Below are 21,269 nucleotides of genomic sequence, written 5' to 3' on the forward strand. Positions count from 1 at the left end.
TCTGGATCTCAGTCTGGAACTTACTTGCCGGCGTGGCGCTTTCTGCCGGTGGCGTGAGTGACTTGCGTTTCATGGTCGCCTTCAATCACCACTTTACGCTGATTAGAAAGCTTGTAGTTCAGTCCCAGAATATGGCGTGCCTGACGGTTCGATTTCATGTTAACTCCTCAATCCTGTTGATAGTTTTAAGGACCAGTTTGCTTACGCAAACGAAATGTAACCCCTTAGGTTGCAGATCCAGCTTAGCAGGTTTTTACAAGGGTGCGTTTTGCCCGCTGACGACGTAGTTAATGGTCTGCTGGTAGATGTCACTGAGGATGTCATTATCCGTGGATTCCACCCATTTGGTGAGTTCCATCAAAATGTCATCTTGAGTCACAGCACCGTGCTCGGCGTGAAGTCCCTGCGCAATCGCGTTAACGAGTTCAGGTTGTGCTGCTGTGGTATTAGCCGGGTGATAAGTAAACATGCTGCCTCCGTGTCGTTGTCTGTTTAATGGTACGGCTCGCAAAAAATTTAATTCACAAACAGAATGGCAAATATTTTACCGGTTGTGGCTCAGATTCATCTTAGAAATAAAAATGGCATAAGTGCATGCTTTTATGTGCTTTTAGACGGGGAGGATATATCGACAAGTAACGGTGGGGATATTATGAGGGTGCTCCTGCTATCACCAATAAATAGCAGGAGCAGATGTTAAATTACCACTTCATTTCGCCGGTATTCACCTTAGCGCTTAATTCCAGCGAGCTCTCTTCCGCCAGGCCCGGATACTGTTTTTTCAGGGTGCTGATGACGCCTGCGGAATCTTTATGTGCGGATAAGGCCTTTTCAAAGCGCTGCAGATAGTCGCGGGTAAAATCAATCGCGCCAGCGCCCGCCGGCGGGGTGCCCAGATAGTGGCCCGGGATCACGCGTTCTGGCTTGTGCGCGGCCATAGCCTGCAGCGTGTCCTGCCACTGCTTACGGCTTTCCGGGGTCTGGGTGTCTGCCGTCCAGACGTGAATACCCCAGGCTACCCCGGTGCCGCCGAGGATCGTTTTCGCTGACGGGATCCACACATAGGCCGCGTAGCTGTCCGGCTGCTCAATATCGACCTTTTCCCCGTCAACCATAAACGTGGTGGAGGCAATGACCTGCGGAACAATCAGCTCCGTAGGGGCGCCGTCTTTCATCTGCGGGCCCCAGAAGGCGAGCTTGGCGTCTTTGGTCGCTTTAATATGGTCAACCACGTGCTGCGTGGCCACCACTTTGGCATTCGGGAAGGCTTTGACCAGCGGCTGCAGGCCAAAATAGAAATCCGGATCGCCGGAGGTGATCACAATCTTATTCAGGGTTTTACCGCTGCGGCGAATTTTCTCTACCAGCGCTTCGCCATCCTTCACGCTGAACTGCGCGTCAAACAGCACCGCTTCCTTCGGGCCGGAAACCAGCGTGGAGGAGACCGCGAAAATGCCTTTTTCCTGCGGATTGTAGGTATCAACGTTCAGCTGTGCGGCAAACGCGGCCGGCGTGATAAGGGTGGAAAGCAGGGCAAGGTGAGTGAGTTTCATGCTGTTGTCTCTGTTGTTCAGGAATGTCTCTATTGTACGGATATTCGCATTTGCCAGAATTCCTGAAACAAGACATGCTTAGTTTCATAAATTGAGCAAATGGAGCTTATATGGATCGCGTTATTGCCGCTCAGGTCTACAACCGGATATGCGAGCTGGGAAGCTTGAGCGCGGCGGCCCGCGCGCTGGGTATTTCCCGGCCGATGGTGAGCCGCTACCTTGAACAGATGGAGAAGTGGGCGGGCACGCGGCTGGTAAACCGCTCGACGCGCAAGCTGACGCTGACCGCAGCAGGCGAAAAGGTGCTGCAAAAAACGCGGACGCTCTCGCAGATCTCGCAGGAAATTGAGGGGCAGTCGGAGAAAGATCTTCCGTCAGGCACCCTGCGGGTGGCCTGCGCGCACTTTACCGCCATGCATATGATTGCGCCGGTGCTGCCCGGCCTGCTCGCGCGCTACCCGCAGTTGCGCGTTGAGCTTGACGTGAACAATCACCCGGTAAGCCTGGTGGGAGAGCGCATTGACGTCGCCGTGCGCATTACCGATAACCCCGAGCCCGGAATGATAGCCCGCAGGCTGGGAGAATGTCGCTCGGTGCTCTGCGCCTCGCCGGACTATCTGGCACAGCGCGGCACGCCCGCCGGCCCTGAAGAACTCGCGCAGCATAACTGCCTGCACTACAGCTTCTTCGCCGGGCAGTCCTGGCACTTCCTGACGCCGGAAGGGGAAAGCCTGAGCGTGGCGGTCAGCGGCAACCTGAGCGCCAGCATCTCTTCGCTGCTGATGGACGCGGCGATTAAGCACTGCGGCATCGCCATGCTGCCGGAGCGCGAAGCGCGCGCCGCGCTGGAGCAGGGGCTGCTGGTGCCGGTACTGGAGGCGCTGGAGCCGAAGCCGCTTGCCATCCATGGCATTTACCAGTCCCGGGAATATCAGCCTGCCGCGCTGCGGGTGTTCCTCGACGAGCTGGCCCGCTACCTGGCATGAAGGGGCGATGACTTTTCCTTTAGCCAGGGCGAAGCCGTGCTCCAGAAGATAATATCGGCCCCGAGATAGTTTTCCGCGAACCGATCGAATTCGGCTTTGGTGAAGGGTTTACCTGTCTGAGGATTCTTGTAGGTCAGGGTCGGCTCCTGAACCGCCATCGCGATGAGCGGCAGCGTCTGTTTATTGTTATTGAAGAAAGGATAGGCATTCTTCATGTGTGCCTTGCGGTTGGGAACAATGTCTGGCCCACCCAGGCCGACGCTGTTGGCGCTGGCATATGCAAAAAGGCGCCCCATGTAGTTGTGGTCATTATCCCATTCGCACGGCCAGAAGTTCACGTATTGCACCACGTGTGATTTCTGAAAAGCCTTTCGCGCAAAGGCCAGGTTTTCCATTTCTCCCGCAAAATAGCCGTCGCAGGTAAACCCGGCGGGCGGATTTTTTTCGTCGAGATCGATGGCGGTTTCAGGCAGGTTTACGCCATATACCTCGCCGTCAAAGCGTTTCGCAAGGGCCCCCAGCAGCGCCTGGTAGCGCTGGCGCACGGCGGGATCCCACTGACGCGCCACCCATCCTGAACCGACGGGCTTGCCTTCGCCGGGGTTATCGAACTGCGGTGCAATTCCGCCACCGTATTGCTTATCGTGCATCAGATAATCCGGAACGTACCGGGCGTCCGGCTCGAAGAAACGATCCTGAATCTGGATGAAGAGTTTTTTCCTGGCAGCCTTAAGGCGCGCCAGATCCCGTTCAATGCGCGAGAAGTCGTAGCGATCCTTCTCTGGCTCAAGCGCGCGCCAGTTGTAGACGATCTGCACGCCGCCGATGTCGCTTCGTGCAACGAGCGGAAGCGCGGCGTCGAGATCGCCGGAGCTGGTATAGATAAAGTTCTCCGGCGTTTTCGCCAGCGAAGACAACGATATAGCCAGCGTGGTTACCGCAACGGCCATCCTGATTTTTAGCGCCATTAGTTTATCCTTTTTTGTCGGTACAGCAGGTGTCAGTCCCGGAATTGTCTGTGTTCCAGGGTGGGGCAGATGCGTAGTCTATACTTAACCCTTTGTAAGCCAAAAGGAGAGCAAGAATGACTATTCATAAGCACGGTTCGGCACACTGGTCTGGCGACATTAAGCGCGGTAAGGGAACTGTTTCCACCGAGAGCGGCGTTCTTAATCAGCAGCCTTATGGTTTTAATACCCGCTTCGAGGGTGAAAAGGGAACCAACCCCGAAGAGCTGATTGGCGCGGCACACGCGGCCTGTTTCTCGATGGCGCTATCGCTGATGCTGGGCGAAGCGGGCTATACCGCCGATTCCATTGATACCACCGCGGATGTTTCACTGGATAAAACCGACGGCGGGTTCGCCATCACGAAGGTGGCTCTGAACAGTAAGGTGACCGTCCCGGGCATCGCCCCGCAGCAGTTCGATGGCATTATTCAGAAAGCGAAAGCGGGCTGCCCGGTCTCGCAGCTCCTGAAAGCCGAAATTACGCTGGAGTATAAGCTTAACTAAGCCCGAGCCGGGTTCGCGCCCGGCTATCCCTTCAGCGCGGCGGGGAACACCTCCGCCAGCCACGTAATAAATACCTTAAGACGGTGCGTTAAATGCCGGTTTTGCGGGTACACCACGTGAAACGGATAGGCGGCAGGGCGCCAGTTGCCCAGGATCGCCGTCAGCGTACCCGTCTGTAAATACGCGTTAGCCGAATACTCAAAGGTCTGCACAATCCCCAGCCCCGCCGCGGCCGCCGCCAGGTGGGCATTGCTTTCATTTATGCCGAGATAATGCGGAATGTTGATTTCCAGCGTCTCGCCGTTCTCTCTGAAGCGAAACGGAAATGGCCGCCCGGTGACGGGCGAGAGGTAGCTGATGAGCTTGTGGCCGTTGCACAGCTCCTGAGGATAGGCCGGAACGCCGTGATTTTTCAGGTAGCCCGGCGTCGCGCAGGTGACCATTTCGGCGTTGCCAATATGGCGGGCGATGAGGGTCGAGTCGTCCAGCGGGCCGCCGCGGATCACGCAGTCTACGTTACCGCCGATCAGGTCCACCGGACGATCGGCCACCCCAAGGTCGATGCGGATATCCGGATAGCGCTGCATGAAATCCGGCAGCAGGGGGATGAGCACGTCCCGGGCGGTGGAGCCGCCCACGTCAACCCGTAAACGCCCTTTTGGCGTCGCGCGGGACACGCGAAACGAGGTGTCGATATCTTCGATATCTATCAGGACCCTGAGCGCTTTTTCATAGTAATCCGCCCCTTCCGGCGTTGCGACAACCCGGCGAGTGGTGCGGTGCAGAAGGCGTATCTCCAGATGCGCCTCAAGCGATTTTACCAGCTTGCTCAGCGTGGCGATGGGCATGTTCAGCGAGTCCGCCGCGCGGGTAAAGCTGCCGGTTTCCACCACCCGCGTGAAGGCGCGCATCGCCATGAGCTGGTCCATGATGACCTCTGATTGTTTCTGTAGGTGAATAGTCATTTTCATTTTTGCCCATATTTCACTAATGCCGCAAGGGCTAAAGTCTGTTCAACGCGAGCGAAAGCGCGCAACGCAAACCCAACAAAAGGTAAATGACATGAACACGACTCTCTCAGGAAAAATTGCACTGGTCACCGGCGGCAGCACCGGTATTGGTCTTGCCACGGCGCATGAGCTGGCAGCACAGGGCGCGAAGGTGTATATCACCGGCCGTCGTCAGGCCGAGCTGGACGCCGCGGTAGCAGAGATTGCTTCTGGCGCAATGGGCATTCGCGCGGACGTCTCTAAGCTTGCCGATCTGGACGAGGTCTATGCCCGGATTGCCAAAGAAGAAGGCCGCCTTGATATTCTGTTCGCCAATGCGGGTGGCGGCGATATGCTGCCGCTGGGCGCGATCACCGAAGAGCAGTTTGACCGTATTTTCGGCACCAACGTCCGCGGGGTGCTGTTTACGGTGCAGAAGGCGCTGCCGCTGCTCTCCGCCGGGTCGTCGATCATTCTGACCGGCTCGACGGTCTCCGTTAAGGGGACGGCAAACTTTAGCGTATACAGCGCCAGCAAGGCCGCCGTGCGCAACTTTGCCCGCTCCTGGGCGCTGGATTTGCAGGGCCGCGGGATCCGCGTCAACGTGGTAAGCCCGGGCCCGATCAAAACCCCGGGGCTTGGCGACCTGGTGCCGGAAGAACACCGTCAGGGGCTGTACGACGCGCTGGCCGCTCAGGTACCGCTCGCGCGTTTAGGCGCGCCGGGTGAGGTGGGTAAAGCGGTGGCGTTTCTGGCCTCCGACGCGGCCAGCTTTATTAACGCCATCGAGCTGTTCGTAGACGGCGGGATGGCGCAAATCTAATCCAGACTGCGCCAGCAGCGAACGTCACGGCCCTCGCGAGAGGGCTGTAACGGCTGCGGGCGTTCACACCCCTGCGCTGCCATCGGGCAACGGTCGCGGAAAAAACAGCCTTCGGGCAGACGGCGGTTGCCGGGAAGCTCCGTTTTGCGCAAGGCCAGGTTTTCATCCAGCGGTTCACCGGTGCGGGGAACCGAATCGAGCAGCAGGCGGGTGTAGGGATGGCGCGGCTCACCCAGAACCTGGGCGGCACTGCCCAGCTCGACAATCTGCCCGAGGTACATCACCGCCACGCGGTCGCTCATGTGCCTGACCACCGAGACGTTATGCGAGATCAGCACGTAGGTCAGATTCCGCTGCTGCTGCAGCGTCACCAGCAGGTTGAGGATTTGCGCCTGCACGGAGATATCCAGCGCGCTGGTGGGTTCATCGAGCACGATAATATCGGGGTCGGACGAGAGCGCCCGGGCGATGGCGATGCGCTGGCGCTGCCCGCCGGAAAAGGCGTGCGGAAGCCGGTCGAGATATTCCGGGCGAATGCCGACCTGCTGCGCCAGGTTTTCAGCCAGCTGGCGGCGCTCCCGCTCGCGGCTGCGCTTTTGCACCCACACCGGCTCGGTGATAATGCGCCAGACCGGCAGACGCGGGTCGAGCGAGGAGAGCGGGTCCTGAAATACCATCTGCATGCCGCCCGCGTGGTGCGCCCGCTGGCATGCGCCGGTGCTGGGCTTAAGCATGCCCATCAGCAGTTGTGCCAGGGTGCTTTTCCCGCAGCCGGATTCCCCGACGATGCCGAGCGTTTCTCCCCGACGGATCTCCAGGTCGAGCCCGTTGAGGGCGTGGACCTGCTCCGTTACGCGGCCCAGCCAGTTTTTGCGCGCCGCAAAGTTCACGTGCACGCTATCCAGTTCCAGCAGTACGTCAGACATGGTGTTTCTCCCGTTGTGGATACCAGCAGGCGGCCTGTTGGCCCTCAGCGCCGTTGGGCTGCAGGCGCGGCGTTTCGCTGCATTTCGCCCCGGCGGCAAAGCAGCGCTCGCGAAAAGCGCATCCCTGCGGAAGCTGGCTGAGGTTGGGCACCGTGCCGGGGATGGCGGGAAGCAGGGCGCGCGGCTCGCCGTTTTCCGGCGCGCACTGCAGCAGGCCGATGGAGTAGGGATGCACGGGGCGGTGGATCAGCGTTTGCGTGTCACCGCTCTCTATCACGCTGCCGGCATACATCACGTACATTCTGTCGCAGAGCTGCGACACCACGGCCATATCGTGGCTGATAAACAGCACCGAGGTGCCGCTGGCCCGCGCCTTGTGCTTCAGCAGGCGCAGCACCTGCAGCTGGACGGTGACGTCCAGCGCGGTGGTCGGTTCGTCGGCGACGATCAGCTCCGGCTCGCAGGAGAAGGCAAGGGCGATCATCACCCGCTGGCGCATGCCGCCGGAGAGTTCGAACGGATAGCGTTCCATCACCGCCTTCGCGTCCGGGATTTGCATCTCTTCCAGCAGGGTTATCGCCTTTTCCTGCGCCTCACGCCGCGACAGCGGCTGATGCTGGCGGATCACCTCCATCATCTGTTTGCCGATCCGCCGCGTCGGGTTGAGTGCGGTCATGGGCTCCTGAAAAATCATCGCCACTCTGGCACCGCGCCACTGGCGAAGCTGTTTCTCGGAGGCCGTCAGGACATTTTCGCCAAGTAATGTCACCTGACCATGATGAATGCGGTAGCTCTCCTCCGGCAGCAGCCGCATGGCGAGCATGGCGGTCACGGACTTGCCCGATCCCGACTCGCCCACCACGCCGACGATTTCGCCCCTTTCGATCTCCAGCGAAACGTGGTTCAGCGCGTGAACCTCGCCGCGAAAAATCGGGAAGCTCAGGTGCAGGTCTTCAATGCGTAATACCGGTTCGGTCATCACTGTTTTCCTCCCGATTTCGGGTCCAGCAGATCGCGGATGCCATCGCCAAACAGGTTAAAGCCCACGGCAGTAATCAAAATCGCCGCACCGGGAAACGCGCAGTACCACCACTGGTCCAGCACGTAGTTACGGCCAACGGCCACCATCGCGCCCCATTCGGCGGTGGGCTGCTGCGCGCCCAGGCCAATAAACCCGAGCGTGGCGGCCATCAGAATGGCGCTGCCGATGTCCAGCGAAGCCTGCACAATCAGCGGCGGCAGGGCGTTGCGCAGGATATGCCAGCGGATCAAATGCCAGCGGGATGCGCCGAACGTGCGGGCGGCCTGAACGTAGGTAAACTGACGCACCACCAGGGTTTGCCCGCGCGCCAGGCGGACGTAGAACGGAATGCGGACAATCGCAATCGCCAGCATGGCGTTAAACAGGCTCGGCCCGAGCGCGGCGGCCAGCGCCATGGTCAGCACCAGGGAGGGAATAGAGAGCATAATGTCCATCACCCGCATGATGATGGCGTCGCCGCGCCCGCCCAGCACGCCGGACAAACAGCCCAGCAGCGAGCCGATGCCGCCCGCAATCACCACCACCGCCAGCCCGGCGGTAATCGACTGCTGGCTGCCGGCCAGCACGCGGCTGAACAGGTCGCGTCCCACCTCATCGGTGCCAAACCAGTGCTGCGCGGACGGCGCCTGCAGGCGGGCGGTCAAATCCAGCGCGTTCGGGTCATGCGGCACGATCCACGGCGAGGCCACCATCAGGAAGAGCATCGCCATCATAATGACGCCGCCGACGAGGGTGAGCGGGCTTTGACGCAGCAGCCAGAACAGCTTTGCCCAGTTGATGCGTTGTCTGGCGGTTTTAACAGCCACGGGCGTTTCCTGAGTTAACATCATTCGGCACCTCCGCGCCCGATTCGCGGGTCAATCCACAGGTAAAGCAGATCGACCACCAGATTAACCAGCACGTAGGCCAGCGAAACGACGACGGCAAAGCCCATCACGGCGGGGAAATCGAGCGCCTGAATGGACGTCACCACCCAGGCGCCCATGCCCGGCCAGGCAAAGACGGTTTCGGTCAGCACGGCGCCGTACAGCAGATCGCCCAGCGCCAGCCCGAGCACGGTAATCGACGGGATCATCGCATTCGGCAGGGCGTAGCGCAGGACGATGTACCAGCCGGGCAGGCCGCTGGCGCGGGCCGTGCGGATGTAATCCTCGCTAAGCTGCTCCAGCATCGCGGAACGGACCTGCCGCGCCACAATGCCCAGATGCACAAACGCCAGCGTCAGTGAGGGTAAAATCAGGTGCTGAAGCGCATTGAAAAAGACCTCGCCGTTGCCTTCCAGCAGCGCATCCAGCAGATAAAAGCCGGTGACGCGCGTCGGCGGGTCGAGCCAGTCGTCCAGCCTGCCGCCGCCGGGCAGAAGCTGCAGATGCCCGTAGAACAACACGATGACGCCCAGGCCCAGCCAGAAGGCGGGGGTGGAGATGCCGGTCATCGCCATCAGCCGCACCAGGTGATCCAGCCAGCGGTTGCGGTACACCGCCGACAAAATCCCCAGCGGTACGCCGATGGCCAGCGCCAGCAGCAGAGAACAAAAGGCCAGCTCCAGCGTGGCGGGGAAAAAGGCCTTCAGATCTTCGGCCACCGGACGTCCGGTACGAATGGACGTGCCTAAATCACCGTGGGCCAGGGCGTCCACGTAGCGGCCAAACTGAACATACAGCGGCCGATCCAGCCCCAGCTGCTGGCGGATGTTCTGCACGATTTCGTCGCTGGCGCGGTCGCCGGCCAGCAGACGGGCCGGATCGCCGGGGATCAGGTGCGAAATAATAAAGGTGATGATACAGACACCGGCCACCACCAGGAGTAACCCCCAGCAGCGCTGGCGCACGATGCTCCAGAACGTCATACATTTTCCCCCGGCGAAACCGTTATTTGCTCATGGTGGCGATGTTGAATACCTGCTCGAGCATCGGATTAAAGGTGAAGCCTTTGACCTCTTTGTTCATCGCCAGCTGATAGTTCTTCTGGAACAGATAAACGTAGGCCGCCTCGTCAATCACCACCTTTTGCGCCTGCTGGTAATCTTTGGTGCGCTCTGCCTGGTCCGTGGTTTTCAGCGCGGCCTGCAGCAGCGAGTCGACCTCTTTGTTCTCATAGAACGAACGGTTGCCCGGCAGCCCTTTTTTGTCTGATTCAAACCAGTAGTTCATGAACATATACGGGTCGGCAAAGTCCGGGCTCCAGTTGCCGATGGCGATGTCGTAATCGCCTTTGCCGACGCGGTCGCGCATGGTGGCGTTCGCCAGTTTCTCCAGCTTGACGTTAATGCCGATCTTGCCAAGGCTGGCCTGGGTCGAGAGGGCGATAGGCTCCCAGTTCGGATCGTTGTCCGAATAGAGGAAGGTCAGGCTGGCGGGCTTGTCTTTGACCTTCTCCAGGGCTGCTTTGGCTTTGGCCTCGTCAAAGCTGTACTGCATGGCCGTGGCGTCAAAGCCCCACATGCCTTCCGGGATCGGGCCGCGCATCTGCTTGCCGTTGCCGCTCAGAATGCCCTTCACCATGCCCTGGTAGTCCGTCGCCCAGGAGACGGCCCGGCGTAAATCCACCTGGTTGAGCGGGGCTTTGCCGTTGTTGAGGTAGAGGTAAGTCACGCGCAGCGAGGGGTATTCCGCGACGGCCACTTTCCCTTCCTGCTTCAGGGCCGCGAGCTGATCGACCGGCAGGGAGTCGGCAATGTCCAGGTCACCGCGGGAAAGCTGCAGCCGGCGGGAGGCGCTTTCACCGATAATTTTCACCGAGACGCGCTTAAAGTGCGGCTTCTCGCCCGGCCAGTGGGGGTTTGGCACCAGAATCAGCTGCTGGCCTTTCTGCCAGCTTTTTAGCATAAACGGCCCGGAGCCGGCGGTATTTTGCGCCAGATACCCGCGCGCGTCGTCCGCGGCATTGGCCTTTAGCACCGCCGGGTTAATGATGGACGCTCCGTCATTCGCAAGGGTGTACAGGAAGGGCGCGAACGGCTGGCTGAGGGTGAATTTCACCGTGTGGTCATCAACGGCGTCAACTTTCAGGTCTTTCGGGAAGGCTTCGGACGGCCCCTGGCTGAGCTTGAGCAGGCGTTCAAAGGAGAGTTTTACCGCTTCTGCGGTGACCGGCGTGCCGTCGGAGAATTTCGCGTTATCCGAGAGGGTAAACGTCCACTCCTTCTGGTCGTCGGACGCCTTCCAGCCCGTCGACAGATCGCCTTCTACCTCGGTGGAGCCCGGCTTGTATTTGACCAGACGCTGGTAGGACGGATAAGTAACGGTCCAGTCGTTGTTATCGATGGTGATGGCCGGATCGAGCGTTTGCGGGTCGGCGGCTTTACCGATCGCCAGCATTTCTTTCGGGACGGCAGCCAGCGCCAGCGGGGCGCTCAGGACCAGCGTGGCGGCAATTACGGTCGAGAGAAGCGATGTTTTCATGGCAGTGCTCCAGGTTCAAAGAGGGGTGTGCGTCAGTGGAAAACAGGCAAAACGGTCATCAAGCAGCGGATAGCCGGCGGCGTTCGGCAGTTCGAAGTGCCACCATTCGCTGGCGATCCCGACAAAACCGCCGCCGAACATGATGGCGTTCAGCAGCAGACGGTTGCGCTGGGCGTGCGGCGGCACGGAGGGGTGATACGGATGCGAGCGGTCGTGCATTTCGTCAAAACCGGCCCCCATATCCAGCACGACGTTATCTTCGTCCATTAGCGTGACGTCGATGGCCGTGCCGCGGCTGTGGTTGGAGCCAATCGCCACGTCGACCACATATTCCGGGTTCGGGCAGGCATCCCACAGCTGGGCCTGCGCCTGCTGGGGGCGATAGGCGTCGTAGACCACCAGCTTCAGCCCGGCCAGCGCGGCAATGCTGATGGCTTTTGCCAGCGCGGTGGCAGCGTCGGTATGCAGCAGGCACAGCGCCTCCTGGTAGATCGGGCGGCCGGTGATGTTGTCGGCGGTGGCGTACTTCAGATCGATATGCAGCGTGGGAAACGTCTTCGCCACATCAATCAGTTCACTCTCTTCGGGCATAGCTCCGCTCCTTTAGCGTTCGAATTGTCCAAATTCTTGTTGTAATTGTCGGTTGATCGCCAGGCGCGCCGGAAGCGCGTCACCCAGCGCTTCCACCACGCCCGACAGCAGCAGGTTGAACAGACAGCTCACGGGGGCAAGTGAATCCCAGAAATGACCGGTATCGGTTTTCACCTGCAGTAAATCCAGCGGGTAATCCCGCGCCCACGGGCACCAGATGTCGGTGATCAGGGCCAGCGGAATGCCTTTCTCGCTCGCGACCCGGCAGTACTGGCGCGCCATTGCGGAGTAGGTGCGGGTATCGGTCAGCACGACGTAGGGATGCGAAAACCCTGAGTTAAGGGACTCAACCCAGCTCCCGGATGCACCTTCTGAATAGCTCACGCGCGGGCGGAGGTACTCGAGGTGGCTGAAGAAGGCGTTGGCAATCCCGCGCGTGGACTGGATCCCCAGCACAAACACCGCGTCCGCGTGGGCCAGGTTGTGTACCACCTGACGGAAGGCGTCCGTTTGCGCCAGCTGATAAACCTGCGTGATGGCGTCCACCTCCAGCGACAGGGCGTGCTGAAGGCGGTTGGGCAGGGGGCGCTGCTGCTGCCAGGAGTCCAGCCGCTCGTTCATGCCCCAGGGCTGATACGGGTCGCGCAGGCTTTTTTTGGCATCCTCCAGGTTGCGATACCCGAGCTTGCGCAGGAAGCGTCCGACGGTGATCCCGCTGGTCCCGCTCGCCAGACCCACGCTCTCCGCCGTTTCAAACGGGATTTGCGCGGCGTGCGCCAGCAGCCAGCTCGCAACCCGCTTTTCGCTGGGCGTGAGCTGGCTGAAGGTCGCTTCGATACGGCTCAACATCTCGGGTTTCGTCGTCATACCGCCTCGCTGTTAACAGGCTGTCAATGGCCGGATTAGTGTTACCAGGTTAACAATGCATGACGCGTGCCATCTTCACAGGAGGGGGAAAAACCCGCTGCGCCGTAAATTTCATGCAATATTTGCTTAACCGATGATCAACATTTGTGCAGCGTAGTTCACTTTTGGTGCACCGGCCGAAGCGGCAGGTATGAATTTGGTGAATACGTCAGCCTGTTCACATTTTTGATAAGATAGAAGCACTGTGAACATTAAAAGGATCCCGGCATGGCGAATTGGCCCTGGCGAGTCAGCGCGCGCCTGATGGCGCTTGCAAAGAAAATGGCGATGATTGTGGGGATCGTGCTGATCGTCCTGCTGGCGGTGCGAGTCTATCTCTCGCAGCAGGGGCCGGAACTGCACCTGTGGCATACCTGGCGGGCCGATGAGATGTCCGTCCGCGAGCTCGACAAGGCCGATTTTGCCGGATACATCACCCGGGAAAACGCCATTTTCGCCGATCTGGATAAGGCGGTGACGGCGAAAACTGAGCGCGAAGAACGTACGCCGCTAAACCGTTATTATCGCCAGAGCCTGGTGTGGCCCGGCCAGTTTTCACCTGATGCCAACCGCTCATTTGTGCTGATGCCTGCCGGAAAGCCGCGCGGCGCGGTAGTGCTGCTGCACGGATTGACGGACTCGCCATACAGCGTCAGGCGTCTTGCCCTGAACTACCAGCAGCACGGCTTTGTGGCCGTCGTCCCGCGCCTGCCCGGACACGGCACCGCGCCCGGCGCGCTGACCGGCGTTGACTGGGAGATGTGGCAGGCGGCAACGCGCCTTGCCGTGCGGGAAGTCACGCGTCTGGCGGGGGAGAATGTGCCGCTGCATCTGGTGGGCTACTCCAACGGCGGCGCGCTGGCGATGAAATATGCCCTCGATGCGCTGGACGCGCCTGCGCTGCGTAAACCGCAGCAGGTCATCCTGCTCTCCCCGATGATCGGCGTGACGGCCTTTGCGCGGTTCGCCGGATTTGCCGGGCTACCGGCGCTGTTGCCGGCATTTGCCAAAGCGGCGTGGCTGAATATCGCCCCGGAATATAACCCATATAAATACAATTCTTTCCCGGTGAACGCCGCCCGCCAGTCGTGGCTGCTGACGAAAGCCCTACAGGAGCAAATTGGCAGCGCGGCGCGGGAGCAGCGCCTGGGGCAGCTCCCGCCGGTGCTGGCGTTCCAGTCGGTAATGGATTCCACGGTCAGTACCCGCGCGGTGGTGACCGGTCTGTTTGACCAGCTTCCGGCAAACGGCAGCGAGCTGGTGGTGTTTGACATCAACCAGGCGGCGAGCTTCCGCCCGCTGTTCAAGCCGTCGTCGTGGACGGCAACCTCGGCGCTGCTGCCGGTGATGCAGAGGCGTTACAGTGTCACGGTTATCACCAATGCGGACGAACGCAGTTTCTCGACTGTCGCGAAAACAACGCCGGCAGGCAGCTCCCGCGAAACGGTCGTGCCGCTCGCGCAGTCCTGGCCGCAGGATGTCTATTCGCTGTCGCATGTTGCCGTGCCGTTCCCGCCGGATGACGATCTCTATGGCCGCGAGCCAGGCGTGAAAAACCGCTACGGCATCAGTCTGGGGACGATTGCGCTGTGGGGAGAGACGTCCGTGCTAAGCGTTGGGAAAGAGGCGCTTATGCGGGTCACCTCGAACCCGTTCTACGATTATATGCAGGAGAGGATCGACAGCCGGATCGGGGACGGGGAAAAGTAACGTTCCCTTGTGGCGTGAATATGTTAGGTCGCATTGATTAAGTATGTTAAATAGTAGCTTCAAGGCACCGCTCTTTCTCATCGGAACCCATTTTTGTGCTGACTACTCTGATCTACCGAAGCCAGTTGAATTTATCCCAGCCGTCTACAGAACTGCGGGAGCTGGTGGAGCGCGCCAGGGGCCGCAACGTAAAGCTGAATATTACCGGTGTACTCCTCTCTAAAGGGAGCGACATCCTGCAAATTCTTGAAGGATCGGAAGAGAGCGTGGTCAGCCTGTTCCATACCATCCGTGAGGACAAGCGGCACGGTGGGGTGGTTGAACTGCTGCGGGACTATGGCCCGCGCAGGCGCTTCGAAAACGTCGGTATGCTGCTGTTCGATCTGCAAACGCAGTCCCCGAAAGAGGTGCTGCAGTCGGTTCTGCACTACAGTAAGCTGGACAGCTATCTGACCTCCGACGATCGGGTGTTCAAATTCATTCAGACGTTTATCATGGGCAAGCGTGCGTCTCCGTCAGGATCGCGCTACGTCCCGGAAAAATGGACGCTCTCTCCCGAAGCGCTACCCTTTGGTGAGAGCCTGGGCCTGATTGCCGGTCAGTCCTGTCAGTTTGCGCTCCAGCCCATTGTCGAGCCCTCGGAAGGGAAGATCAGCTCCCTCGAGGCCCTCATCCGCGGCAACGACGGCGGCAGCCCGGAGCACTTCTTCAGCACCCTCGACCCGGAAAAAATCTACGAAGTCGATCTCCAGACGAAAGCGTATGCCTTTGCGCTGGCGGAAAAGCTGGGCATTGGCAGCCATAAAATTGCGGTCAACCTGCTGCCCATGTCGCTGGTGAACGTCCCCAACGCCGTGGAGTTCCTGGTCAGCGAGATTAAAAAACATGGACTGCAGCCGGAGCAGGTGGTGATTGAAGTCACCGAAAACGAGATGATCTCCGGCTTCAACCAGTTTAATAGCGCCATCAAGCAGCTTCGCGGTGAGGGCGTTGGCCTGGCGATCGATGATTTTGGTTCCGGCTATGCCGGTCTTTCTCTGCTGACTCGCTTTCAGCCGGACAAGATTAAAATCGACCGGGAAATTGTCAGCGACATCCACCTCAGCGGCGTGAAGCAGGCGATTGTGCGCTCCATCATCAGCTGTTGCTCCGACCTTGAAATTACCCTGGTGGCCGAAGGCATTGAGAAAATAGAGGAGTGGTGCTGGCTCGAATCTGCCGGTATCCGCCGCTTCCAGGGCTTTCTGTTTGCCCGCCCGCAGCTTGACGGCGTTGGTGATATTTACTGGCCGCATCTGGTGCGTTAAGTCATTTTTCCGTCCCCGTTATTTCCCCTTTGCCCTGCCTGTGCTTAAATAGCTAAATCGGTTTAACATAGTTTAGCTGCGAGGAGCACATGAAGAAAATCTGGGTACTGGGCGATGCGGTGGTGGATCTGCTGCCCGATGGAGAAGGCAGATTGCTGCAGTGTCCCGGTGGGGCACCGGCAAACGTTGCGGTCGGCATTGCCCGGCTGGGCGGCCAGAGCGCCTTTATCGGCAGGGTTGGCGACGATCCCTTCGGGCGTTTTATGTATAAGACGCTAGCGGATGAGCGGGTCGACGTACGGCAGATGCGCCTTGACCCGGCGCACCGCACCTCGACGGTGGTGGTCGATCTCGACGACCACGGCGAGCGCTCGTTTACGTTCATGGTGCGCCCGAGCGCCGATCTGTTTCTGGAACCCGACGACCTGCCGTCGTTCAGCGCCGGGGAGTGGCTGCACGTCTGTTCCATCGCGTTAAGCGCTGAGCCGAGCCGCTCGGCGACCTTTCAGGCGATGAAGGCCATTCGGGAGGCGGGCGGCTACGTCAGCTTCGACCCCAATATTCGCCCGGACCTCTGGCCGGACGAGAACGCGCTGCGCCGCAGCCTGGAGCAGGCCCTGCAAAGCGCCGACGTGGTGAAACTCTCCGTCGAGGAGCTGGCGTTTTTAACGGCAATTGAGCAGGTGAACGCCGGCCTGGAGGCGCTGATGCAGCGCTGCCCGGCGCGTCTGGTACTGGTCACCCAGGGCAAGGAGGGCGTTATCGCCTGGCATGAGGGCAGCGTAAAACACTATCCAGCAACCCCCGTTCAGTGCGTCGATACGACCGGCGCGGGAGATGCCTTCGTGGCGGGCCTGCTCTACGGCCTGGCCGCCGGTCAGGATTTAACGCCGGTTATCGCCTTAGCCCAGCGCTGCGGCGCGTTAGCCACGACCGCCAAAGGGGCAATGACCGCATTGCCCTGGCAGCACGATCTGTAATTCCTCCCTTCACTGGCCGCCATCCGGCGGCCTGAATTGTCGCCTCGATCACACTTACTAAATCGGTTTAGCAAAAAAGATTGCCGATCCAAAATTCACCGGTTTAGTATCAGCAACCTAAACCGGTTTAGCAATTTAGCACGTTTAATGACTTCTTTTAGGGATGCGACAAAATGTATAAAAAACGCAGACTTGCCGTGATGATAGGCATGCTGGCCGGTAGTACCTCTGTTTTTGCCCAGACGGATATGTCCACTATTGAAGCGCGTCTTGCCACGATGGAGCAGCGCCTGCAGGACGCGGAAACGCGTGCGCAGGTGGCTGAGAAGCGCGCCACGGCGGCAGAACAAAAAACGCAGCAGCTGGTTGCCGCTCAGCAGCAGGCGCAAACGACAACCCAGGAGGTGGCGCAGCGCACCACCGCGCTGGAGAAGAAGGCGGATCAAAGCAGCGGGTTTGAGTTCCACGGCTACGCCCGCTCTGGCCTGCTGATGAATGACGCGGCCTCCAGCAGCAAAAGCGGTCCCTACCTGACGCCAGCCGGCGAAACCGGCGGTGCGGTAGGGCGTCTGGGTAACGAAGCCGATACCTACGTTGAGCTGAACCTGGAGCACAAGCAAACCCTGGACAACGGGGCGACCACCCGCTTCAAAGCGATGCTGGCCGACGGTCAGAGAACCTATAACGACTGGTCAGCCGACACCAGCGATCTCAACATTCGTCAGGCCTTCGCGGAGCTCGGCAACCTGCCTGATTTTACCGGCGCGCTGAAGGGCAGCACCTTCTGGGCGGGTAAGCGCTTTGACCGCGACAACTTTGACATTCACTGGTTAGACTCCGACGTGGTGTTCCTGGCCGGTACCGGCGGCGGCGTCTACGACGTGAAATGGAACGATTCGCTGCGCAGCAACTTCTCCCTCTATGGCCGCAACTTCGGCAGCGTGGAGCAGACCGACAATAACGTTCAGAACTATATCCTCACCATGAACCACTTCGCCGGCCCGTTCCAGCTGATGGTGAGCGGCCTGCGGGCGAAAGATAACGACGACCGCAAAGACGCCAACGGCGATCTCATTAAAACGGATGCCGCCAATACCGGCGTTCATGCGCTGGTGGGCCTGCATAATGAGAGTTTCTACGGCCTGCGGGAAGGGTCCGCCAAAACGGCGCTGCTGTATGGCCACGGGCTGGGCGCGGAGGTGAAAAGCATCGGCTCCGACGGCGCCTTGCTATCTGAAGCGGATACCTGGCGCTTTGCAAGTTACGGTGTCACGCCAGTTGGCGGGGGCTGGAGCGTTGCGCCTGCCGTCCTGGCGCAAAGCAGTAAAGATCGCTACGTCAAGGGCGATAGCTATGAGTGGGTAACGCTCAACACCCGCCTGATTAAAGAGGTCACCCAGAATTTCGCCCTGGCGTTTGAGGGTAGCTATCAGTACATGGATTTAAATCCGGAAGGCTATAAGGACCGGAACGCCGTCAACGGCAGTTTCTACAAGCTGACCTTTGCTCCCACGCTAAAAGCGAGCAAGATTGGCGACTTCTTTAGCCGTCCTGAGCTGCGCCTGTTTGCCACCTGGATGGACTGGAGCAGCAAACTGGATAATTACGCCAGCGATGATGCCTTTGGCAGCAGCGGTTTCAACGCCGGCGGGGAATGGAACTTTGGGGTCCAGATGGAAACCTGGTTTTAACCCATCCCGCTCCCGCCCGGCGGGAGCGGTTCAAACATCATAAAAAATGAAGTCAGGCAGAGGTATCTATGGATTTTGATAATATCGCCCGCGCGCTTATTCCGCTGCTCGGTGGCAAAGAGAACATCGCCAGCGCGGCGCACTGCGCTACGCGTCTTCGTCTGGTGCTGGTCGATGACGCGCTGGCCGATCAGCAGGCTATTGGCAAGATCGACGGTGTAAAAGGCTGCTTCCGTAACGCCGGGCAGATGCAGGTGATTTTTGGTACGGGCGTGGTCAACAAGGTTTACGCCGCGTTTATTCAGGCGGCGGGGATTAGCGAATCCAGTAAATCTGAGGCCGCGGACCTGGCGGCGCGCAAGCTAAACCCGTTCCAGCGCATTGCCCGTCTGCTCTCCAACATCTTTGTGCCGATCATTCCCGCGATTGTGGCGTCCGGTCTGCTGATGGGCCTGCTCGGCATGGTGAAAACCTACGGCTGGGTCAATGCGGATAACGCTATCTACATCATGCTGGACATGTGCAGCTCCGCGGCGTTTATCATTCTGCCTATTCTGATCGGCTTTACCGCCGCGCGCGAGTTTGGCGGTAACCCGTATCTCGGCGCGACGCTGGGCGGCATTCTGACCCACCCGGCGCTGACCAACGCCTGGGGCGTGGCGTCGGGTTTCCATACCATGAACTTCTTCGGCCTTGAGGTGGCGATGATTGGCTATCAGGGCACGGTGTTCCCGGTTCTGCTGGCCGTCTGGTTTATGAGCATCGTGGAGAAAAACCTGCGCCGCGTGATTCCGGACGCCTTAGACCTGATCCTGACGCCGTTCCTTACCGTCGTGATCTCCGGGTTTATCGCCTTGCTGATTATCGGCCCGGCGGGGCGCGCCCTGGGGGATGGTATCTCCTTTATTCTCAGCACCCTTATCGCCCACGCGGGCTGGCTCGCGGGATTGCTGTTTGGCGGACTTTACTCGGTGATTGTGATCACCGGCATTCACCACAGCTTCCACGCCATTGAGGCCGGGCTGCTGGGGAATCCGTCGATTGGCGTAAACTTCCTGCTGCCTATCTGGGCCATGGCGAACGTGGCGCAGGGCGGGGCCTGTCTGGCGGTGTGGTTCAAAACCAAAGATGCCAAAATCAAAGCCATTACTCTGCCGTCGGCGTTTTCTGCGATGCTGGGCATCACCGAAGCGGCCATTTTTGGTATCAACCTGCGCTTTGTTAAGCCGTTTATCGCCGCGCTGATTGGCGGCGCGGTGGGCGGGGCCTGGGTGGTATCGGTGCATGTCTACATGACCGCCGTCGGGCTGACCGCGATTCCGGGCATGGCCATCGTGCAGGCCAGCTCGCTGCTCAACTATATTATCGGCATGGTGATTGCTTTCGGCGTGGCGTTTACCGTCTCACTGCTGCTGAAATATAAAACGGACGCTGAATAATGACGTTACCTTCCCGCTGGCCTGCGATCCTGCAGGCCGTTATGCAAGGCCAGCCGCGGGCGCTCGCGGACAGCCATTATCCGCAATGGCACCCCGCGCCGGCGACGGGGCTGATGAACGATCCGAACGGGTTTATCTGGTTTGCCGGCCGCTACCACCTGTTCTATCAGTGGAACCCGCTGGGCTGCGAGCATCGCTTTAAGTGCTGGGGGCACTGGAGCTCTGCGGACCTGGTGCACTGGCAGCATGAGCCGATGGCGCTGCTGCCCGATGAAGACTATGACCGCAACGGCTGCTACTCCGGTAGCGCCGTGGATAACGAGGGTGTTCTGACCCTGTGCTATACCGGCAACGTTAAGTTCGATGACGGCAGCCGCACCGCCTGGCAGTGCCTGGCCGTGGAACAGCCGGATGGGACCTTTTCGAAGCTGGGGCCGGTGCTGGCACTGCCGGAAGGCTACACCGGCCACGTGCGCGACCCGAAGGTGTGGCAGCACGACGGGATGTGGTACATGGTGCTCGGCGCGCAGGATGTGCAAAAGCGCGGCAAGGTGCTGCTGTTTAAGTCAGCCGATCTGCACGCCTGGACGTCCTGCGGGGAAATCGCCGGTCACGGCGTCAACGGCCTGACGGATGCGGGGTACATGTGGGAGTGTCCGGACCTGTTTGCGCTCGACGGGACGCACGTCCTGATTTGCTGCCCGCAGGGGCTGGCGCGCGAGCCGCATCGCTACCTTAACACCTATCCGGCTGCCTGGATGAGTGGGGCGTTTGACTATGCGGGTGCCAAATTCGATCACGGCGAGCTGCACGAGCTGGACGCGGGTTTTGAGTTTTACGCCCCGCAAACGACGCTGGCGGAAGACGGTCGCCGCATTCTGATTGGCTGGATGGGCGTTCCGGACGGGGAAGAGATGCTTCAACCCACGCGGGCGCACGGCTGGATGCACCAGATGACCTGTCCGCGCGAATTACGGTACCGTGACGGCAGGCTCTGGCAGACCCCGGTGCGCGAGCTGGCGGCGCTGCGTGAAGAAGAGCAGCACTGGCAGGGGCACGCCAGCGCTGCACCGGAACTGGACGCCACACGCCTGGAGTTTGAGATGAGCGCATCGCACGCGAGCGTCGATTTTGCCGGCGCGCTGCGTCTCACCGTCGATGAACAGGGCGTGCGCCTGGCACGCGCGAGCCTGAAAACCGGCGAAACGCTGACCCGCTACTGGCAGGGCGACGTCCGTCATTTGCGCGTCCTGTGCGACCGCTCCAGCGTTGAAATATTCATCAATCACGGTGAAGGGGTGATGAGCAGCCGCTATTTTCCTGACCATCCGGCCCGGGTGCGATTCGAAGGTGCGTCCGACATCACATTACGCTACTGGTCGCTGCGCGCCTGCATGATAGAATGAGGG

Annotated in this window: 21 protein-coding genes; 9 read left to right on the plus strand and 12 right to left on the minus strand. The window is 59.9% G+C overall.

The genetic code is table 11. The features are described 5' to 3' along the window. Positions 1-20: 20 nt before the first annotated feature. The 3 genes from sra to M2433_RS02260 form a co-directional block, all read right to left on the minus strand. A complete protein-coding gene (gene sra / locus M2433_RS02250; RefSeq protein ID WP_008501714.1) occupies positions 21-158 on the minus strand; it encodes a stationary-phase-induced ribosome-associated protein in 138 nt (45 codons plus the stop codon). 95 nt (positions 159-253) lie between these two features. Then, positions 254-469: a biofilm-dependent modulation protein gene (gene bdm, locus M2433_RS02255; protein WP_429052557.1), complete on the minus strand. Its 216-nt coding sequence runs from the start codon at positions 467-469 to the stop codon at positions 254-256. Between the two features lie 232 nt (positions 470-701). Further along, positions 702-1,553: a Vmh family MBL fold metallo-hydrolase gene (locus M2433_RS02260; protein ID WP_429052559.1), complete on the minus strand. Its 852-nt coding sequence runs from the start codon at positions 1,551-1,553 to the stop codon at positions 702-704. Positions 1,554-1,663: 110 nt separating this feature from the next. Between M2433_RS02260 and M2433_RS02265 the strand changes: the two genes are divergently transcribed. Beyond that, a complete protein-coding gene (locus tag M2433_RS02265; RefSeq protein WP_429052560.1) occupies positions 1,664-2,539 on the plus strand; it encodes a LysR family transcriptional regulator in 876 nt (291 codons plus the stop codon). Here M2433_RS02265 and M2433_RS02270 read toward each other — a convergent pair. After that, on the minus strand, positions 2,527-3,507 hold the full coding sequence (locus M2433_RS02270; RefSeq protein WP_429052561.1) for a hypothetical protein: 981 nt from the start codon (positions 3,505-3,507) through the stop codon (positions 2,527-2,529). The genes M2433_RS02265 and M2433_RS02270 overlap by 13 nt on opposite strands. 116 nt (positions 3,508-3,623) lie before the next feature. Between M2433_RS02270 and M2433_RS02275 the strand changes: the two genes are divergently transcribed. Next, positions 3,624-4,052: an OsmC family protein gene (locus tag M2433_RS02275; protein WP_429052562.1), complete on the plus strand. Its 429-nt coding sequence runs from the start codon at positions 3,624-3,626 to the stop codon at positions 4,050-4,052. 23 nt (positions 4,053-4,075) lie between these two features. On the opposite strand, the gene M2433_RS02280 is transcribed toward M2433_RS02275, so the two are convergent. Then, complete coding sequence (locus tag M2433_RS02280; RefSeq protein WP_429052565.1) at positions 4,076-4,981, minus strand: LysR substrate-binding domain-containing protein; 906 nt, start codon at positions 4,979-4,981, stop codon at positions 4,076-4,078. A gap of 133 nt (positions 4,982-5,114) precedes the next feature. Here M2433_RS02280 and M2433_RS02285 point away from each other — a divergent pair, with 133 nt between their 5' ends. Then, positions 5,115-5,864, plus strand: coding sequence for an SDR family NAD(P)-dependent oxidoreductase (locus M2433_RS02285; protein ID WP_429052567.1), 750 nt, complete (start codon positions 5,115-5,117; stop codon positions 5,862-5,864). Here the strand turns inward: M2433_RS02285 and M2433_RS02290 are convergent. Genes M2433_RS02290 through M2433_RS02320 form a run of 7 tightly spaced genes read right to left on the minus strand, consistent with a single transcriptional unit; the run spans position 5,861 to position 12,694 of the window. Continuing rightward, positions 5,861-6,790, minus strand: a complete 930-nt coding sequence (locus M2433_RS02290; RefSeq protein WP_429052569.1) for an oligopeptide/dipeptide ABC transporter ATP-binding protein — start codon at positions 6,788-6,790, stop codon at positions 5,861-5,863. The two genes, M2433_RS02285 and M2433_RS02290, sit on opposite strands and share 4 nt — an antisense overlap. Next, positions 6,783-7,769, minus strand: coding sequence for an ABC transporter ATP-binding protein (locus M2433_RS02295; protein WP_429052571.1), 987 nt, complete (start codon positions 7,767-7,769; stop codon positions 6,783-6,785). The genes M2433_RS02290 and M2433_RS02295 overlap by 8 nt, the downstream gene beginning before the upstream one ends. Continuing rightward, complete coding sequence (gene ddpC, locus M2433_RS02300; protein ID WP_429052572.1) at positions 7,769-8,662, minus strand: D,D-dipeptide ABC transporter permease; 894 nt, start codon at positions 8,660-8,662, stop codon at positions 7,769-7,771. Before ddpC ends, M2433_RS02295 begins: the two co-directional genes overlap by 1 nt. Further along, entirely contained in the window at positions 8,659-9,681 is a 1,023-nt protein-coding gene (locus M2433_RS02305; protein WP_429052573.1) for an ABC transporter permease, read from the minus strand. Before M2433_RS02305 ends, ddpC begins: the two co-directional genes overlap by 4 nt. A gap of 22 nt (positions 9,682-9,703) precedes the next feature. Next, a complete protein-coding gene (locus tag M2433_RS02310; RefSeq protein ID WP_429052575.1) occupies positions 9,704-11,236 on the minus strand; it encodes an ABC transporter substrate-binding protein in 1,533 nt (510 codons plus the stop codon). Positions 11,237-11,251: 15 nt separating this feature from the next. Further along, positions 11,252-11,827, minus strand: coding sequence for a D-alanyl-D-alanine dipeptidase (ddpX, locus tag M2433_RS02315; RefSeq protein WP_063430058.1), 576 nt, complete (start codon positions 11,825-11,827; stop codon positions 11,252-11,254). 12 nt (positions 11,828-11,839) lie between these two features. Next, positions 11,840-12,694 (minus strand): MurR/RpiR family transcriptional regulator, encoded by an 855-nt coding sequence (locus M2433_RS02320; RefSeq protein WP_429052578.1) that lies wholly within the window; start codon positions 12,692-12,694, stop codon positions 11,840-11,842. Between the two features lie 267 nt (positions 12,695-12,961). Here M2433_RS02320 and M2433_RS02325 point away from each other — a divergent pair, with 267 nt between their 5' ends. From M2433_RS02325 to M2433_RS02350, 6 genes are all read left to right on the plus strand, one after another. Further along, positions 12,962-14,443: an alpha/beta hydrolase gene (locus M2433_RS02325; RefSeq protein ID WP_429052580.1), complete on the plus strand. Its 1,482-nt coding sequence runs from the start codon at positions 12,962-12,964 to the stop codon at positions 14,441-14,443. A gap of 95 nt (positions 14,444-14,538) precedes the next feature. Continuing rightward, complete coding sequence (locus M2433_RS02330) at positions 14,539-15,750, plus strand: diguanylate phosphodiesterase (RefSeq protein WP_429052581.1); 1,212 nt, start codon at positions 14,539-14,541, stop codon at positions 15,748-15,750. Positions 15,751-15,839: 89 nt separating this feature from the next. Continuing rightward, positions 15,840-16,730: an aminoimidazole riboside kinase gene (locus tag M2433_RS02335; RefSeq protein WP_429052583.1), complete on the plus strand. Its 891-nt coding sequence runs from the start codon at positions 15,840-15,842 to the stop codon at positions 16,728-16,730. Between the two features lie 173 nt (positions 16,731-16,903). Beyond that, positions 16,904-18,421 carry a carbohydrate porin gene (locus tag M2433_RS02340; RefSeq protein ID WP_429052586.1) on the plus strand — a complete coding sequence of 506 codons (1,518 nt, stop codon included), beginning with the start codon at positions 16,904-16,906 and terminating at the stop codon, positions 18,419-18,421. Positions 18,422-18,489: 68 nt separating this feature from the next. Further along, positions 18,490-19,860 carry a sucrose-specific PTS transporter subunit IIBC gene (locus M2433_RS02345; protein WP_429052587.1) on the plus strand — a complete coding sequence of 457 codons (1,371 nt, stop codon included), beginning with the start codon at positions 18,490-18,492 and terminating at the stop codon, positions 19,858-19,860. Next, positions 19,860-21,266: a sucrose-6-phosphate hydrolase gene (locus M2433_RS02350; RefSeq protein ID WP_429052588.1), complete on the plus strand. Its 1,407-nt coding sequence runs from the start codon at positions 19,860-19,862 to the stop codon at positions 21,264-21,266. The genes M2433_RS02345 and M2433_RS02350 overlap by 1 nt, the downstream gene beginning before the upstream one ends. Positions 21,267-21,269 lie beyond the last annotated feature (3 nt).

Origin of the sequence: Enterobacter sp. AC1, from assembly GCF_050434705.1 — a bacterium.
In the GTDB taxonomy this organism is placed as follows: domain Bacteria; phylum Pseudomonadota; class Gammaproteobacteria; order Enterobacterales; family Enterobacteriaceae; genus Enterobacter; species Enterobacter cloacae_L.